At 64.9% G+C, this 15,265-nt stretch carries 16 protein-coding genes; 5 read left to right on the top strand and 11 right to left on the bottom strand.

What is annotated here, in order from left to right; genetic code table 11:
* Positions 1-134 precede the first annotated feature (134 nt).
* From paaZ to VN706_05855, 5 genes are read right to left on the bottom strand one after another with little or no spacing between them, the layout of a single operon-like run.
* Positions 135-2,309 carry a phenylacetic acid degradation bifunctional protein PaaZ gene (paaZ, locus tag VN706_05875; protein HXT15137.1) on the bottom strand — a complete coding sequence of 725 codons (2,175 nt, stop codon included), beginning with the start codon at positions 2,307-2,309 and terminating at the stop codon, positions 135-137.
* A complete protein-coding gene (locus VN706_05870; GenBank protein HXT15136.1) occupies positions 2,306-2,911 on the bottom strand; it encodes a transferase hexapeptide repeat family protein in 606 nt (201 codons plus the stop codon). Before VN706_05870 ends, paaZ begins: the two co-directional genes overlap by 4 nt.
* Positions 2,912-2,963: 52 nt before the next feature.
* The gene (pcaF, locus tag VN706_05865) at positions 2,964-4,172 is read right to left on the bottom strand and encodes a 3-oxoadipyl-CoA thiolase (protein ID HXT15135.1); all 1,209 of its coding nucleotides are present in this window, start codon (positions 4,170-4,172) and stop codon (positions 2,964-2,966) included.
* Between the two features lie 24 nt (positions 4,173-4,196).
* Positions 4,197-4,634 (bottom strand): hydroxyphenylacetyl-CoA thioesterase PaaI, encoded by a 438-nt coding sequence (gene paaI / locus VN706_05860; protein ID HXT15134.1) that lies wholly within the window; start codon positions 4,632-4,634, stop codon positions 4,197-4,199.
* 7 nt (positions 4,635-4,641) lie between these two features.
* The gene (locus VN706_05855; protein ID HXT15133.1) at positions 4,642-5,832 is read right to left on the bottom strand and encodes a 3-hydroxyacyl-CoA dehydrogenase NAD-binding domain-containing protein; all 1,191 of its coding nucleotides are present in this window, start codon (positions 5,830-5,832) and stop codon (positions 4,642-4,644) included.
* Between the two features lie 138 nt (positions 5,833-5,970).
* On the opposite strand from VN706_05855, the gene VN706_05850 reads away from it, so the two are divergent.
* Positions 5,971-6,288, top strand: coding sequence for a GIY-YIG nuclease family protein (locus VN706_05850; GenBank protein ID HXT15132.1), 318 nt, complete (start codon positions 5,971-5,973; stop codon positions 6,286-6,288).
* Between the two features lie 65 nt (positions 6,289-6,353).
* Here the strand turns inward: VN706_05850 and paaG are convergent, their stop codons facing one another.
* Positions 6,354-7,142, bottom strand: coding sequence for a 2-(1,2-epoxy-1,2-dihydrophenyl)acetyl-CoA isomerase PaaG (paaG, locus tag VN706_05845; protein ID HXT15131.1), 789 nt, complete (start codon positions 7,140-7,142; stop codon positions 6,354-6,356).
* A gap of 82 nt (positions 7,143-7,224) precedes the next feature.
* On the opposite strand from paaG, the gene VN706_05840 reads away from it, so the two are divergent.
* Complete coding sequence (locus tag VN706_05840; GenBank protein HXT15130.1) at positions 7,225-9,378, top strand: transketolase C-terminal domain-containing protein; 2,154 nt, start codon at positions 7,225-7,227, stop codon at positions 9,376-9,378.
* Between the two features lie 66 nt (positions 9,379-9,444).
* Here VN706_05840 and VN706_05835 read toward each other — a convergent pair whose 3' ends face one another.
* A complete protein-coding gene (locus VN706_05835; protein ID HXT15129.1) occupies positions 9,445-9,690 on the bottom strand; it encodes a hypothetical protein in 246 nt (81 codons plus the stop codon).
* 211 nt (positions 9,691-9,901) lie between these two features.
* On the opposite strand from VN706_05835, the gene VN706_05830 reads away from it, so the two are divergent.
* Entirely contained in the window at positions 9,902-10,354 is a 453-nt protein-coding gene (locus tag VN706_05830; GenBank protein ID HXT15128.1) for an Lrp/AsnC family transcriptional regulator, read from the top strand.
* A gap of 546 nt (positions 10,355-10,900) precedes the next feature.
* On the opposite strand, the gene paaD is transcribed toward VN706_05830, so the two are convergent.
* From paaD to paaA, 4 genes are all read right to left on the bottom strand, one after another.
* The gene (gene paaD / locus VN706_05825) at positions 10,901-11,416 is read right to left on the bottom strand and encodes a 1,2-phenylacetyl-CoA epoxidase subunit PaaD (protein ID HXT15127.1); all 516 of its coding nucleotides are present in this window, start codon (positions 11,414-11,416) and stop codon (positions 10,901-10,903) included.
* Positions 11,416-12,168 carry a 1,2-phenylacetyl-CoA epoxidase subunit PaaC gene (gene paaC, locus VN706_05820; protein ID HXT15126.1) on the bottom strand — a complete coding sequence of 251 codons (753 nt, stop codon included), beginning with the start codon at positions 12,166-12,168 and terminating at the stop codon, positions 11,416-11,418. Before paaC ends, paaD begins: the two co-directional genes overlap by 1 nt.
* Positions 12,169-12,277: 109 nt before the next feature.
* The gene (gene paaB / locus VN706_05815) at positions 12,278-12,586 is read right to left on the bottom strand and encodes a 1,2-phenylacetyl-CoA epoxidase subunit PaaB (GenBank protein HXT15125.1); all 309 of its coding nucleotides are present in this window, start codon (positions 12,584-12,586) and stop codon (positions 12,278-12,280) included.
* Positions 12,583-13,566 carry a 1,2-phenylacetyl-CoA epoxidase subunit PaaA gene (gene paaA / locus VN706_05810; GenBank protein HXT15124.1) on the bottom strand — a complete coding sequence of 328 codons (984 nt, stop codon included), beginning with the start codon at positions 13,564-13,566 and terminating at the stop codon, positions 12,583-12,585. The genes paaB and paaA overlap by 4 nt, the downstream gene beginning before the upstream one ends.
* 126 nt (positions 13,567-13,692) lie before the next feature.
* Between paaA and VN706_05805 the strand changes: the two genes are divergently transcribed.
* Complete coding sequence (locus tag VN706_05805) at positions 13,693-14,448, top strand: hypothetical protein (GenBank protein ID HXT15123.1); 756 nt, start codon at positions 13,693-13,695, stop codon at positions 14,446-14,448.
* Positions 14,445-15,245 carry an enoyl-CoA hydratase/isomerase family protein gene (locus tag VN706_05800; protein ID HXT15122.1) on the top strand — a complete coding sequence of 267 codons (801 nt, stop codon included), beginning with the start codon at positions 14,445-14,447 and terminating at the stop codon, positions 15,243-15,245. The genes VN706_05805 and VN706_05800 overlap by 4 nt, the downstream gene beginning before the upstream one ends.
* Positions 15,246-15,265 lie beyond the last annotated feature (20 nt).

Here is a 15,265-nt window from a genome sequence, read left to right as displayed (position 1 = left end):
ACACGTGATGTGAGATCTGAACGAACTCGAGAACGGAATGTCAACCGCGATTGATATTCCCGCCGACCGCGGAGCCAAAGTGAAAATGAAGTCATCAGCGTCCGCCCGCGACGTGCCCGCGTTGGTCGGCGTCCCTACCCCGGCCGTCCGTCGGTATCAGCCCGTTTTCCGGGGGTATAAGTCGCGATCGTTTCCGGATCCGCCGTGATCGCGGGCGATTCGTCGCGGCGAACCAACGTGAGAATCGTGTAGATCGCCACCAGTTCGTCGTGCTGGTTCTTCACCTCGAGGTCCCACGCCACCACGCCCTGCGACACCTGATCCGGTTTCTTCTCCTTCGCCGTCTTCTGCTTCACTGTCAAAGTGGCTTGGATCGTATCACCCGGATAGACCGGCTTCACGAAGCGCAGCGTGTCGAGTCCGTAGTTCGCCAGCACCGGTCCCGGCGCGGGATCCACGAACAACCCTGCCGCTGCCGACAGCACGAAGTACCCGTGCGCCACCCGCTGCTCGAAGATCGAGTCGCGCGCCGCGATGTCGTCCATGTGGGCATAGAAGAAGTCGCCGCTGACGCCGGCGAAGTTCACGATGTCCGCCTCCGTGACCGTGCGCCGAGCGGTGGTGAGGGCGTCGCCGACGTGGAGCTCCTCGAAGGTCTTCCGGAATGGATGCACGCGATCGAACCGCCGCGCGGCCCCGGCCGTGAACTCGTTCGTGACGTGCATGAGGGTCGTCGGCGAGCCCTGAACGGCCGTGCGCTGCATGTAGTGCAGCACGCCACGCACTCCGCCCATTTCCTCCCCACCACCTGCCCGGCCGGGGCCACCGTGGACCAAGTGCGGCAGCGGCGACCCGTGCCCGGTCGATTCCTTGGCGCTCTCCCGATTCACGACCAAGAGCCGCCCGTGATAAGCCGCCGTGCCCAGCACGACATCGCGCGCAATGTCGTCGTCGGCCGTGAACAGCGAGCCGACGAGACTCCCCTTCCCCTTCTTCGCGAGCTCGATGGCGTCGTCGACGCGAGTGTACGGCATCACCGTGTTCACGGGTCCGAAGGCTTCGATGTCATGCGGCTCGCTCGTTCCGAACGGATCCTTCGCGTAGAAAAGCAGCGGCGGGAAAAACGCCCCCCGCTGGCGGTCGGCGCCCACGACGTTGTAGTCATCGAGATTGCCGTAGACGAGCTCCGTGGCGCGCGCGATCGCATCGACGCTCTTGCGGACCTCGCCCACCTGGCCGCGTCCGGCCAATGGCCCCATCCGAACGCCGTCGACGCCGGGGTCACCAATCGTCACGCCGTCGAGCCGCTTCTTGAGCGCACGCATCACGTCTTCGACGAGCGGCTCCGGCACGAGCGTGCGGCGAATGGCCGTGCACTTCTGGCCCGCCTTCGTCGTCATCTCCCGGACGACTTCCTTGATGAACAGATCGAACTCGGGCGTGCTGGGCATCGCATCGGGTCCGAGCATCGAGTAGTTGAGCGAGTCCGCTTCCATGTTGAAGCGAACGTTGTTCTCGATGATCGACCGCGACGTCTTGAGCATTTTGCCCGTCGACGCCGAACCCGTGAAGGCGACGGCGCTCTGACAGTCCAGATGGTCGAGCAGGTCGCCGGTGCTGCCGCAGAGCAGCTGGATTGCCCCGGCCGGGAAAATGTTCGCGTCGATCATCGCGCGGAATACGGCTTCGGTGAGGTACGATGTTACCGTCGCCGGCTTCACGATCGCCGGCATCCCGGCGAGCAGCGTCGGCGCGAGCTTCTCGAGCATCCCCCAGACGGGGAAGTTGAACGCGTTGATGTGCACTGCGACGCCCTCGAGCGGCACGCAGATGTGACGTCCGACGAAGCTGCCGCCCTTCGACAGCGCCTCGGTCGGCCCGTCGACATAAAAGCGCTCGTTGGGCATGTCACGCCGGCCGCGCGAGGCATACGCGAAGAACGTCCCGATGCCTCCTTCGATATCCACCCACGAGTCGGACTTCGTCGCGCCTGTCGCCGCCGAGACGAGATAGAACTCATCCTTCCGCGCCATGAGATATTGCGCCATGGCCTTGAGCATGAGCGCGCGCTCGTGAAACGTCAGCGTCCGCAGCGCGGGACCGCCAACGCGCTTCGCGTAGCTCACCATCGCCGCGAAGTCGATGCCGCTCGTGGTCGCCTCGGCGATCTTCTCGCCGGTCACCGCGTGAAACAGATCGGCCGCTTTGCCGTTCCCGGTCACCCACTCGCCTTGCACGAAATTACCAAGCCGGCGCGGTTCGCTGCCGGCGTGGCCGATGGGACGAATCGTCTCGGATGTCGTCGTCATGATTGTTCCGACTCTCTCGTCTGATGCCACGTGCGATAGCTCGATTGTTGAGCCGCTCGATCCTGCGGGACCGATCGCAGCGGCTCGCACGGCCTGAGCGTGTCATAGAGCCGCGCCGGCAGCGCTTGATACAACCGCGTCCCCTCGGTCTTCCACGCGATCATGTCGTCGCTCACGTCCTTCACGACCTTCGCCGGGTTGCCGACGACGACCTTTCGTGCGGGAATCTGCATGTCGGCCGGCACGAAGGTGAGCGCGCCGACGATACACTCGGCGCCGACGACGGCGTTGTCCATGATGACGGCATTCATCCCGATGAGCGCATTCCGGCCGATGCGCGCCCCGTGCACGATGGCGCCGTGACCAACGTGCGCGCTCGCCTCGAGCACGACGGTCACGCCCGGGAACATGTGCACGGTGCAGTTCTCCTGCACGTTGCAGCCATCCTCGATCACGATGCCGCCCCAGTCGCCGCGAATGGCCGCGCCCGGGCCGACATACACATCACGCCCGATGACCACGTTGCCGGTCACCGCCGCTTGCGGGTGAATGAATGCCGATTCGTGAATGACCGGGCGAAAGCCGTCGAATTCGTAGATCATTTACGGGCGCATGGGCGTATGGACGCATGGTCGTGTGGACGTTTGCGCGACATCAGACGCGCTCGATGATCGTCGCCATGCCTTGACCGACGCCGATGCACATCGTGCACAGCGCGTATCGAGCGTTTCTCAACTCGAGCTCGCGCGCCGCCGTGAGCAGCAAGCGCGCGCCCGACATTCCGAGTGGGTGGCCAAGCGCGATCGCGCCGCCGTTCGGGTTGACGCGTGGATCGTCGTCGGCGATGCCGAGCTCGCGCAGACATGCCAGCGACTGCGCGGCGAACGCCTCGTTCAATTCGATGACGTCCATCTGGCTCATCGTCAGCTTCGCGCGATCCAGCGCTTTTCGCGACGAGGGCACCGGGCCCATCCCCATGATGCGCGGTTCCACGCCCGCGACGGCAGTCGACACGATGCGCGCCAGCGGCTTCGCATGGAGTTTCTTCAATCCTTCCTCGGATGCGATGAGCAGCGCCGCCGCGCCGTCGTTCAATCCCGACGAATTTCCCGCCGTCACCGAGCCGCCCTCCGCCTTGAACGCCGGCTTGAGCTTCCCGAGCACCTCGGCCGTCGTATCCGGACGGATGAATTCATCCTGCTCGAATTTTTTCGGCTCGCCTTTCTTCTGCGGAATCTCGATTGGCGTGATCTCGCGCGCGAAGCGTCCGCTCGCGCGCGCCTTCGCGGCCTTCTGCTGCGAGCGCACGGCGAACGCATCCTGGTCCGCTCGCGACACCTTGTAATCGCCCGCCACATTTTCGGCGGTCTGGCCCATCGAGTCAGTACCGTACTTGGCCTTGAGCTTGGGATTGATGAAGCGCCAGCCGAGGCTCGTGTCGAACAGCTCGATGTCGCGGGCGAACGGCTTGCTGCCCTTCGACATCACGTACGGCGCGCGCGTCATGCTTTCGACGCCGCCGGCGATGTAGAAGTCGGCGTCGCCGCAAATGATCGCGCGCGCGGCGATCGCGGCCGCGCTCATGCCCGAGGCGCAGAGCCGATTCACCGTTTCGCCCGGCACGGTCACCGGCAATCCGGCCAGCAGCACGGCCATGCGGGCGACATTGCGGTTGTCCTCGCCGGCCTGGTTGGCGCAGCCGAGGACCACGTCCGCGATCTCCGCGGGATCGAGCTCCGGGTGGCGCCGCATCAACTCCGCGATCACGGTCGCGGCCAGGTCGTCGGGCCGTACCTCGCTCAAGCCGCCGCCGATGTTGCCCACGGGCGAGCGGATTCCGTCCACGATATAGGCGTCACTCATTCTATAATACTCATTTAATATTAATCATTCAACATCTGGAAACAACGGTTTCTCGGTCTTGTAGACCGTTCCGCGGAACAGCGCGACGACTTCGTCGCCGCGCCGCACCGTCACGCGGTAGAAGCCCAGACGATTCGTCGCGCTCTCCTGCACCGCGGCCGCGACCAGCACGTCGCCGCCCACGACCTTTCGCGGATACGTGATCGTGTTCTCGATACTCACCGTGATCGTTCCGTGCGTGTTCGATGCGAACGCCAGCGCACTGTCGGCAAGCGAAAACGGCACGCCGCCGTGACAGACGCCGAACCCATTCAGCATGTCGTCGCGCACGGTCAGCCGCACCGTCGCCGCGTGTGGCAGCACTTCCACCACGTCGATCCCCAACCAGCGGCTGAAGGTGTCCTTCGCCATCATCGCCGACACCACACGCTCGGCCAGCGCTTGCTCCTCGCGCCCGCTCATGCCCGGCTCACGCGAAGAAGCGGCGCTCGTCACGCACCATTCGGCGCAGCAACGGACTCGGACGATATCGATCCTCGCCGTACTCCGCGTACAGTCGCTCGAGCCAGCCCAGCACGCGGGCGAGTCCGAGCTCATTCGCCCACGCGAGCAGGCCCTTCGGGTAATTTACCCCTTTGGTCATCGCGAGATCGATGTCTTCGGGCGACGCGACGCGCATGAGCACGGCGTCCACCGCCTCGTTGATCAGCATTGCCAAAATGCGCTCGAAGACGAGCAAGCCGATCGCAGCGTCCTTGTTCGCCTCGGGCCGCACGACGCCGGCGCGGTGATCGTAGTAGCCGCGGCCGCTCTTGCGTCCGAGAAAGCCCGCCTCGACCATCCGCTTCTGCGTCAATGAAGGCCGGTAGCGCGGATCGTAGAACATGCTCTCGAACACGGACCGCGTCACCGCGTAGTTCACGTCATTGCCGATGAAATCCATGAGCTCGAACGGACCCATGCGGAATTTCCCGAACTCGGTCATCGCCCAGTCGATCGTCGCGACGTCGGCGACGCCTTCCTCGAGGATGCGGATCGCTTCGCCATAGTACGGTCGCGCGATGCGATTCACGATGAAGCCCGGCGTGTCCGAGGCGAGCACGGGCGCCTTGTTCCACGCGCGCATGAGCGCGAACGACGACGACGCGACGATCGGATCGCCGCCCAGCCACGGCACGACCTCGACGAGCGGCATGACCGGCGCGGGATTAAAGAAGTGTAATCCCACGACGCGCTCGGGCGCCTGGCACATCGAGGCCAACGACGCGACCGAGAGCGACGACGTATTCGTGGCGAGAATGGCGTCACGTGCGACCGTCGACTCGAGACGACGGAACACGTCGCGCTTTGCCTCGAGATCCTCGACGATCGCCTCGATGACCAGACCGCAGCGTCCGTACATCGAGGAGTCGGCGCCGAGCGGATCCCAGACGTAGTCGATGCGTCCGATCAAGCGATCGGCTTCGTTGCGGTCGATTTTGCCTTTCTGGACCTGCTTCTCGAGCACGAGCCCGAGATTGCCGCGCGCCTTTTCGGTCGCGCCTTGCATGGCGTCGGCGAGCACGACGCGGTGCCCGGCGGCAGCCGCGACCTGCGCGATTCCCGCGCCCATGGCGCCCGCGCCGACGACGCCGATGGTGGTGTCGGGACTCAATGGCATGGGCTGCAGTCGTTTGATGATGCCACGCGGTGCGCCGAGCCTGTCATTCCGAGCGCAGCGAGGAATGCTGGCTGATCTGCTGCCGTCATTCCGAGCGCAGCGAGGAATCTTGCGTATCGGTTAGAGGGATATCTCATCATGAAGCAGTTCTACGTGTATATCCTGTCGAGCGAGAGTCGCACGACCTACGTCGGGGTTACGAACGATCTCATCCGTCGGTTGTGGCAACACCGGAACGGTCATGGATCGGCGTTCGCCCAACGCTATCGTATCACGCGACTCGTGCATTTCGAGATCTACTCCGATGCCTACAGCGCAATTTCTCGTGAAAAGGAACTCAAGGCGTGGCGCCGATCGAAAAAGATCGATCTCATCGAACAACACAATCCTGACTGGCTCGATCGCTCGGCTGACATTGGTCTTCCGACTGATGCTGGCCCTCTATCGGGACGTTAGATCCCTCACCCTCGCTTCGCTCGGGTTCGGGATGACGATCGTGGCTTCGCTCGGGTTCGGGATGACTAGCGCCCCTTGAACGCTGGCTTCCGCTTCTCGAGAAACGCGTTCACGCCTTCCACGTAGTCCTCGCTGCTTCCCGCTTCGCGCTGTAATACTTCTTCAAAGTCGAGCTGCGCATCGAGATCCACACCCAGCGACTTGTTGAAGCCGCGCTTGATGAGACCGAGCGCACGCGTCGGCTGTGTGGCGAGCTGGCGCGCCGTGCCGGTCGCGGTCTCGAGCAACGCCTCCGGCTCGACGACCATGTACACCAGCCCCCACTCGCGCGCCTGCTCGGCAGACATCTTCTCCGCCAACATCGTCATGACCGTCGCCCGATGCAGGCCCACGATCCGCGGCAAAATGAACGTGCCCCCGCTGTCCGGTATCACGCCGATCTTCGCGAACGATTGGACGAACGTCGCGCCGGCGGCCGCGAACAGGATGTCGCAGGCGAACGCCAGATTCGCCCCCGCGCCCGCGGCGACGCCGTTGACCGCGCAGATCACCGGCTTCTCGAGCGTGCGAATCGCGCGAATGACCGGGTTGTAGCTCTCGCGAACGATGTCGCCCAGGTCAGGCATCGCGCCGTCTCGCGGAATCGCCTCCGACAGGTCCTGTCCGGCGCAAAATCCTCGCCCCGCACCGGTGAGCACGACCGCGCGAAGACGTTCATCGTCTCGTACGCGACCCAGTGCTTCGACGAGCTCGCGCGCCATCGGCCGCCGGAAGCTGTTGAGCACCTCCGGCCGGTTGAGCGTGATCGTTGCCACCCCGTCCGTCGCGTTCGCCTCGAAGCGGATGTCAGTCATGCGCGGAAGATAGCCCGTTCGCCGCATTCGTTGTGAGGGTCGCCGCTGGCTTCGCCGTGCCCCTTCGGACAAATTTCAGGACGTGACCAGCCTTCCCGCATCCGGACCGACGGCGCCCTCGCGCGCGCGGAGCACCAGGACCCGCAAGGGTGCGGCGCCCGACGCCCGCTTCGACTGGCGACGCATCGCATACCACGCACTCGTCTCGCGCGCCCTCGACGACGTCGAGGAGACCACGAACAAGAACAAGGCGACCGTCCCGCGCGAGCACTTGGTGCTCTACCAGTTCTCGGCGCGCGGTCACGACGTCGCGCAGGTGATTCTCGGCTCGCTGATCGATCATCCAAGAGACGCGGCGAGCGCGTACTATCGCTCGCGTCCGCTGCTGCTGGCGCTTGGCCTCAGCATCGAAGACGCGCTGGCGAGTCCACTCGGCCGCGCCGGCGGGTTCAGCGACGGGCGTGACATCGGCGTCGTCTGCAACCTGCCGAACGAGAATGCACCGATCGTGTTGCCGATGTCAGGCGACGTCGGCTCGCAGTACACGCCGTGCGCGGGTTGGGCGCAAGCGGTGCGCTATCACGCCGACGTGCTCGGCGAAAAAGACTGGGACGGCTCGATCGGCGTGGTGCTCGGCGGCGAAGCATCGGTGGCGACGAACGGCTTCTGGTCGGCGCTCACGATGGCGACGACCCTCTCGCTGCCGATGCTGTTCTACATCGAGGACAACGGGCTCGGCATCTCGGTGCGCGGCGACATGCAGACGCCGGGCGGCGACATCGCGAAAAATCTTTCCGCGTTCGACAACCTGTTCATTCGCGAAGGCGACGGCACGAACCCCGGCGACACGGCGGCGCTTCTCGCCGAGTGTATCGATCACGTGCGCGGCGGCAGCGGGCCGGCGCTCGTGCGACTCACGGTGCCGCGCCTGTGCAGTCACTCGGGTCCGGACAATCAGAAGGGCTATCGCACCGACGCCGAGATCGCCGAGGACGCGGCGCGCGACCCGCTGCCGCGGCTCAAGTCGCACCTCGTGCCGGCGTTCATGTCGGATGCCGAGTGGACCGAGCTCGAGGCCGCCGTCGCCCGCGATGTCGACACCGCGCTGACCGCGGCCCGCGCGCGGCCCAATCCCGATCCGTCGACGGTCAAACGGTGGGTCTACGCCGACGACTCCGAAGGCTCGCCCGAAGCCCTCGGCGGACTCTCACGGGCCGAGCGCGCGGCGCTGTCGTCGAATGAGCGGCCATCGCCAAGCGGCGACGTCGTTCGTTTCGCGGAAGCGGTTCGCCGGACGCTGCGTCACGAGCTATCAGTAAACTCTAAAGTGCTCGTCTTCGGTGAAGATGTGGGGCGCAAAGGCGGCGTGCACCTCGTGACCGAAGGGTTGCAGAAGCAATTCGGCAACGAGCGCGTGTTCGACACGAGTCTGTCCGAAGAAGGAATCATCGGCCGATCGGTCGGCATGGCGATCTCGGGGCTCATGCCCGTCGCCGAGATTCAATTCCGGAAATACGCCGATCCCGCGACGGAACAGCTCAACAACTGCGGCACCATGCGTTGGCGCACGGCCAATCGATTTGCGGCGCCGATCGTGGTGCGCATGCCCGGCGGCTTTGGCAAGGACGTGGGCGACCCGTGGCACAGCCTGAGCGACGAAGTGCGGTTCGCGCACGCGTACGGCTGGCAGGTGGCAATTCCGTCGAATGCCGCCGATGCCGTCGGACTGCTTCGTTCAGCAATGCGCAGCGCGAATCCGACGATCTTCTTCGAGCATCGCTCGTTGTTGATGACGAGCGACGGCAGCGCGCGCTATCCGGGCGATGAGTTCGTGATCCCGTTCGGGAAAGCCGCGGTGTTGCAGGACGGCTCGGAACTGACGCTCGTGACGTGGAGCGCGCTCGTGCACCGCTGCGTCGAGGCGGCGAGCGCGTTCGGCGATCGCGTGGAAGTGCTCGATCTTCGCACGATCGCGCCGTGGGATCGCGACGCGGTGCTCGCGTCCGTCGAGAAGACGGGTCGCTGTCTCATCGTGCATGAAGACAATCTCACCGCGGGATTCGGCGCCGAAGTCGCGGCGACCGTCGCGCAGGACGCGTTCTGGCGCCTCGACGCGCCGGTGGAACGCGTGGCGGTGGAGGATGTGCCGATGCCGTATCACCCCGTGCTGCTCGACGCGGTGCTGCCGACGACCGAGCGAATTACGCAAGCGATCGAGCGGCTTCTCGCGACGTAACGCGACTCCCTGAGACGCTTACACAAAACGCCCGCGCATCCCTGCGCGGGCGTTTTGCATGGGGCGTCATTTCTCTCGTCGATCGTCGTAGATCATCGACACCGCGTGGTCGTGCATCGTGACGCGCTCGACGCGCGGCGGCGTCGTGGTGGGGGTGAGTCGAGCTTCGTGCCGCTCGATCAACTCGTGCAGATCGATGCGTGGCACCTGGGGCGAGCCCGATGCCGACGCCGACTGCCGCGGCTTGAATCGATGTGTCCAGGCAAACAGCAGATCGCGCAGCGAATCCAGCAGGCGCTCCGCAGCTGACACAGACTCCTCCGTTCGAGAGACGACCTACGGGTGGGTGATGGAGACGTTCGAGCGAACGCCGCACAGCGCATTCGACGGCGTGGGCCGTGTGCTGCCTTCGTTTCCTGCGTCCCGCATCCAAACGACTTACTAATCTGCTGCGTTTTGACGCAGAGAGTTTACTATCTATTGGAACGATCGTCAATAGCCGTGTTTGCTAAGGTGAAACGTCGTGGATGATTTGGATTACAAGGCGCTGGCCTTGCTGATGGAACGCGGGCGCGCCCCATGGACCGAGATCGGCCAGGTGCTCGAGCTCTCCCCGCCCGCTGCCGCCGAGCGGGTCCGCAAGCTCGAGGAGCATTCGGTGATTCTCGGCTACCGCGCCATCGCGAACCCCGAGGCGCTCGGGCTGCCGCTGCTCGCGTTCGTGCATGTGACGCTCGGCGGCGCCAAGGAGCGGCCGACGTTTCTCAAGGCGATCGCGCGCCACGAGCAGGTGGTGGAGTGCCACCACATCGCCGGCGACGACGATTATCTGTTGAAGGTGCGCTGCAAGAACACCGCGGATCTCGAGCGGTTTCTCACGGCGACGCTCAAGGATCGGCTAGGGGTGGCGCGCGCGCGGACGTCGATCGCGTTGACGACGGTCAAGGAGACGACGGCGCTGCCGACGGGCGTATAGGCGTCGGGGCGTATAGGCGTCGGGGCGTCGGGGCGTCGGGGCGTCGGGGCGGGAAAGACAACAGGCGATAAGGCGAAGGGCGGCGGAAGCATTCCGTCGCCGTTCGTAGTTTCGCCCATACGCCCCGACGCCCATACGCCTCGACGCCCCAAATGACAAACCCCTCAGGAGCAGCACGCCGCTGCCTGAGGGGCTCATCCTCGCTGGCGGGATTCGATCAATCGGTTCGACGTTACGGCGTGCGTAACCCGATCGACTTCCCTTTTCCGAATGGTATCGGTCCCACTCGGTGCTCTGGATATCTTCAAAGCGACAGTCACGTCCAGCGACCTCGTGACCGGTGAGAGCAACGTCGAACCGCCGTCTCACATTGCCCCAGCGCCGTCGCGCCAGAACTTTGTCACCTGCGGGTTAGACCGTGTCCGCAAGCGCGAGACTATTCTGTCAGCGGAGCGAAAACGGCGCAATCGAGAAAGTTTCCCGAAGGGAATAACCGATCGGATTCGCGCCGGGAAATCGTATTTGTGATTTCCGGAACCGCGGGCGTCAGATCGCCTTGAACTCCTCGAACGGCTGCCGGCACTCGCGGCAAAACCAGATCGACTTGCACGCGGTCGAACCAAATTCGCTCTTCCGTTCCGTGTTCGATGACGCGCAGAACGGGCACCGCACCGCGGGCGCGCGGCGATGGAGTTGAATCACATCGTCATGTTGCGCGGGGCCGGGCGGCGCGATGCCGTACGCCTCGAGCTTGGCGCGCGCCGCGGGACCAATCCAATCGGTCGTCCACGCCGGCGCGTAGGTCGTGCGAACATGGACCGGGCCCAATCCCCGCTCCTCGAACGCGCCGCGGATCGCCGCCTCGATCTCGTGCATCGCGGGACAGCCGGAGTAGGTCGGCGTGATCGTGATCGTCACGCCGTCCTGGGTCGCGACGGCGTCGCGCACGATGCCCAGCTCGACGACGCTGAGCACGGGCACCTCGGGATCCTTCACGTCGTCCAGGATCTCGAACAGCTCCTCGCGCGAAGGAAGGGCCGCCCCCTGTCGCGCGTCGCGCATCACCAGGACGCTCCGGGATGCGAACGCGCGACGATCTGCATCTCGCTCAGCATATGCCCCAGGTGTTCGCTGTGGCGGCCGAGCCGGCCGCCGCGCTGCATGTACCCGACGTTCGGAACCGTGAGCGTGGCGCGCGCGAGAATGTCATCAACCTGCGCGCGCCATGCCTCCTCGAGCGCACTGGGATCGACGCCCGACCCGTCCCGCGCCGCGGCGCGATCGACGTCGTCGGCCAGAAACAACTCACCCGTGTAACGCCACAGCTCGTTCACGGCGTGCTGCGCGCGCTCGCGGCTTTCGTCGGTCCCGTTGCCGAGTGTGACGACCCACTGCGCGGCGTGGCGCACGTGATAGGTCGATTCCTTGAGCGCCTTCGTCGCGACACCGGCGAGCTCGGCGTTCGCGCTCTTCCGCAGCGCGTCCATCTGCAGCGATGAGAAAACACTAAACAGGAACTGGCGCACGATGGTGACGCCGAAGTCACCCTTCGGCAGCTCGACCATGAGCACGTTCCGGAAGTCGATCGCGTCGCGGAAATAGGCCAGCGCGTCCTCGGTGCGACCGTTCCCTTCAGCCTCGCCGGCGAGCTTGTAGAACAGCGTCGCTTCGCCGATGAGATCGAGCGCGATGTTCGCCAGCGCGATGTCTTCCTCGAGAATCGGACCGTGGCCGCACCACTCGGAATTCCGGTGGCCGAGCACGAGCCGGTCGTCGGCGAGGCGGAGCAAGTACTCGAACGTGGACGTCGTCATTCCGAGCAACGCGAGGAATCCTGCGTCCTGAGAGAGAGACTAGCCAAGCCGCCGGGAGGGTAGATTCCTCGCTGCGCTCGAAATGACAGACTGAGGGCACGGAACGACATCAAAACACCCGCACGCCACGTGGCACTTTATAGAACTGTGGATGCCGGTACGGCTTGTCGTTGCCGGGATCGAAGAACGGCCCCATGTCTTCCGGTGTCGACGCGACGATCGACGCACTCGGCACCACCCACAGGCTCACGGCTTCGCCGCGGCGCGTGTACACGTCGCGCGCGTTCTGCAACGCCTGCTCGGCCGTGGCCGCGTGGACACTGCCGACGTGTTCGTGCGCCTCGCCCTTCGGGGGCTGCGCGAACACCTCCCACAACGGCCATTGGGAGTCTTCGGTCCCATGCGCTTGCTCGGTCATGCGGCCTCAGTCGCAAGCGCTTGCTTGGCGGCGTAGGCCGTCGCCGCGGCGCGCACCCATGCCCCGTCGTCGTGCGCCGCGTTGCGCGCGGCGAGCCGCTCGCGGTTGCACGGGCCGTCGCCCTTCACGACACGCCAGAATTCGTCCCAGTCGATCGGGCCGAAATCCCAGTTTTGAGTTTCCTCATTGAGCGTGAGCGCGGGGTCGGGCAGCTCGAGGCCGATCGCCTTCGCCTGCGCGACGGTGAGATTCACGAAACGCTGGCGCAGCTCGTCGTTGCTCTTTTTCTTCACACCCCAGCGCATGAGCTCTTCGGAGTTGGCCGAATCCTTGTCGCTGGGTCCGAACATCATCAACGACGGCCACCACCAGCGATTCACCGCGTCCTGCGCCATCGCCTTCTGTTCCGGCGTGCCGTTCGCGAGCGTGGCGACGATCTCGTAGCCCTGCTTCTTGTGAAAATTCTCTTCCTTGCAGATGCGCACCATCGCGCGCGCGTACGGACCGTAGCTCGCGTGCGCGAGCATGGTCTGGTTCACGATCGCCGCGCCGTCCACGAACCAGCCGATGCAGCCGATATCGGCCCACGTCAGCGTCGGATAGTTGAAGATGCTCGAATACTTCGCGGTGCCGTTGAGCAACTGCTGAATCAGCTCATGGCGATCGACGCCGAGCGTCTCGGTGCCGCAGTAGATGTAGAGGCCGTGGCCGGCTTCGTCCTGGACCTTCGCCAGGAGGGCCATCTTCCGCCGCAAGCTCGGCGCGCGCGTGATCCAGTTCCCTTCCGGCAGCATCCCGACGACCTCGGAGTGCGCGTGCTGCGACATCATCCGAACGAGCTGTTTGCGGTAGCGCTCGGGCATCCAGTCCTTGGGCTCGATGCTTTCACCGCGGGCGATGCGCGCCTCGAATTCCGCCTGACGAGCCGGGTCCTCGGGCGGGGTCGGTGTCTTGTGCACGGCGGACGGTTGTTCGGGCATGTGAGACGGCTCCAGACAACTTCCAGTCAATTCGCGTGTTAGAACATTCCTGGCTACCCTGAAATCTAGTGCCCGGCCAAGTGAACCGGGTAGATTGCGCGGGTCGCCCAACCAAGGTCGAACAGCATGCCCCTCCGGTTCTTACGGTCATACACCATCGTCGCCGCGGCGCTCGCCGGATTGCTCGCCGGATTGCTCGCGACGCCATGCATCGCGCACGCGCAATCGCCCGATCAGACGTCCGAAGGGCTCATTCCCGGCGACTACCTGCGCTTGAGCGCTGGAATCGCCGCGCCCGTCAACGCCCAGGGCAGCTTGCGCGATTGGAACAGCGGCGTCGGCGCGAATCTTTTCTGGGAGAATTGGCAGCCAGGTTCGGGTGGCATGAGTCGCGTCGGATTCGGCTTGGGCGTCGGGTATAGTCAGCTGCCGTTGAAAGAATCGCAACTCGTCGCCGACTTCTCACCGCCGACGGGCGGCCCGATCGTGAGCGCGACGGCGGACAAGGCGAGCATTCTCGAGATCACCAGCATGGTGCGCATTCGCATTCCCGCACCCTTCATCATGCCAACGGTGAACATCGCCTTTGGCTATATGAATTGGGCGCCCGGTGAAATCCACTACACGACGGCGACGACCACCGGGAACGCGAAACAGCAGCATCGCTCGGGCGCCGAGTTTTCGATTGGTGGTGGGCTCGACAAGAACATCATCGACCGCTACGCGATCTTCGGCGAAGCAATGTGGTCGTACGGGTTCACGAGCTTCGGCAACGGGTTCGCGACGCCGAACAGCACGTGCAGCTCGAACGGGTGCGACATTCTCAAGAACACGAGCATCGGCTCGGTGCGCGGCGGGCTTCGCGTGAGAGTGGGCCGGTGACATCGGCGGGAACGCTTTCGTCGCACCCATCACATCCACCACTCGCCGCGAGTGGCGACGTTTCGTCGTTCGTGATCGATGGCGTCGCCGACGTCGCGTTTGGCCATCCGAAGAGCAATTCCCTGCCCGCGTCAGTGCTCCGCGCGCTCGCTGATGAGATCACGGCGCTGGGTCAGCGCGCGGACGTGCGGGTGATCGTGTTGCGCAGCTATGGCGCGGGCGCATTCTGCGCCGGCGCGTCATTCGACGAGTTGGTGGCGATCGATTCGCCCGCGGCCGGCAAGGAATTTTTCATGGGGTTCGCGCGCGTCATTCTGGCGATGACGCGCTGCCCGCGTGCGATCGTGACGCGCGTACATGGCAAGGCGGTGGGCGGTGGTGTCGGCGTCGTCGCGGCGTCCGATTACGCGATCGCGACGGAAAAGGCATCGCTGCGTTTGAGCGAGCTGGCGGTCGGAATCGGCCCGTTCGTGGTAGGGCCGGCGATCGAGCACAAGGTCGGCGCGGGCGCGTTCGCGGCGATGGCCATCGATGCGGATTGGCGCGACGCGGCGTGGGGTGAGCGGCACGGTCTGTACGCGCGCGTGGTGCCGGATGTCGAATCGCTGGATCGCGAAGTCGATACGTTCGCAAAAAAACTGGCGGCCTCGAATCCAGAGGCGGTGGCGCGCATCAAGCGCATCACGTGGGAAGAGACGCAGCATTGGCCGCAGCTATTGGAAGAGCGTGCGGCGATGAGCGGCTCTCTGGTGTTGTCAGACTACACACGAAAAGCGATCGCCGCCTTCAAGAGCTGACGACGCCCGGCGCCCACCGC

This window comes from Gemmatimonadaceae bacterium, from assembly GCA_035606695.1.
In the GTDB taxonomy this organism is placed as follows: Bacteria; Gemmatimonadota; Gemmatimonadetes; order Gemmatimonadales; family Gemmatimonadaceae; genus JAQBQB01.
The sequence above is the reverse complement of the archived record's forward strand: the minus strand, read 5'-3'. Positions and strand labels throughout refer to the sequence as shown.

What these genes read in the sequence shown, in the direction of transcription:
- VN706_05805 (HXT15123.1), top strand. Translation starts at nt 13,693, where the DNA reads ATGCCCCTCCGGTTCTTACGGTCATACACCATCGTCGCCGCGGCGCTC.
- pcaF (HXT15135.1), bottom strand. Translation starts at nt 4,172, where the DNA reads ATGAGTGACGCCTATATCGTGGACGGAATCCGCTCGCCCGTGGGCAAC.
- paaA (HXT15124.1), bottom strand. Translation starts at nt 13,566, where the DNA reads ATGCCCGAACAACCGTCCGCCGTGCACAAGACACCGACCCCGCCCGAG.
- paaC (HXT15126.1), bottom strand. Translation starts at nt 12,168, where the DNA reads ATGACGACGTCCACGTTCGAGTACTTGCTCCGCCTCGCCGACGACCGG.
- VN706_05850 (HXT15132.1), top strand. Translation starts at nt 5,971, where the DNA reads ATGAAGCAGTTCTACGTGTATATCCTGTCGAGCGAGAGTCGCACGACC.
- paaG (HXT15131.1), bottom strand. Translation starts at nt 7,142, where the DNA reads ATGACTGACATCCGCTTCGAGGCGAACGCGACGGACGGGGTGGCAACG.
- paaI (HXT15134.1), bottom strand. Translation starts at nt 4,634, where the DNA reads ATGAGCGGGCGCGAGGAGCAAGCGCTGGCCGAGCGTGTGGTGTCGGCG.
- paaD (HXT15127.1), bottom strand. Translation starts at nt 11,416, where the DNA reads ATGCGCGACGCGCGACAGGGGGCGGCCCTTCCTTCGCGCGAGGAGCTG.
- VN706_05855 (HXT15133.1), bottom strand. Translation starts at nt 5,832, where the DNA reads ATGCCATTGAGTCCCGACACCACCATCGGCGTCGTCGGCGCGGGCGCC.
- VN706_05870 (HXT15136.1), bottom strand. Translation starts at nt 2,911, where the DNA reads ATGATCTACGAATTCGACGGCTTTCGCCCGGTCATTCACGAATCGGCA.
- paaB (HXT15125.1), bottom strand. Translation starts at nt 12,586, where the DNA reads ATGACCGAGCAAGCGCATGGGACCGAAGACTCCCAATGGCCGTTGTGG.
- paaZ (HXT15137.1), bottom strand. Translation starts at nt 2,309, where the DNA reads ATGACGACGACATCCGAGACGATTCGTCCCATCGGCCACGCCGGCAGC.